Origin of the sequence: Rhizobium sp. 25PS6 (assembly GCF_032464655.1) — a bacterium.
GTDB classification, from domain to species: Bacteria; Pseudomonadota; Alphaproteobacteria; order Rhizobiales; family Rhizobiaceae; genus Rhizobium; species Rhizobium laguerreae.
The window spans coordinates 1-527 of sequence record NZ_JAWDIV010000085.1; the positions used below are offsets into that span (position 1 = coordinate 1).

The 527-nt window shown below is 62.6% G+C and carries 1 protein-coding gene; it reads left to right on the top strand.

All coding sequences use genetic code 11. The annotated features are described in order from the left end of the window. Positions 1-527, top strand: a 527-nt coding sequence (locus tag RWK44_RS34950) for a PhoX family protein (RefSeq protein ID WP_316030191.1), incomplete at both ends; no start/stop codon positions are given.

Genomic DNA, 527 nt, shown 5'->3' on the forward strand with positions numbered 1-527 from the left:
GATTATGTCGGCTTCATTCCGCTCGAAGGTTCGTCCGAGCACGGCCTGCTCGTCGTCAATCATGAATACACGAACCCGCACCTGATGTTCCCCGGCCTCGTCCAGGTGGTCGACGGCAAGATCAAGCAGGGCGCGCTCAGCAAGGAACAGGTGGATGTCGAGATGGCGGCCCACGGCGGCACCATCGTGGAGATCCGCAAGACGGGTGGCAAGTGGCAGGTCATCGCCGACGGCAAGTACAATCGCCGCATCACCGCCAACACGCCGATGGAAATTACCGGCCCCGCCGCCGGAAACGACCGCCTGAAGACCAGTGCCGACGGGACCGGCACCCGCGCCATCGGCACGATCAACAACTGCGCCGGCGGCGTCACGCCCTGGGGCACCTACATCATGGCCGAAGAGAACTTCCACGGCTATTTCTCCGGCGCGCTGCCGGAAGGTCACAAGGAAGCCCCGAACTATAAGCGTTATGGCGTTCCGGAAGGCGCCTACGAGTGGGCCAATTTCTACGACCGCTTCGATCT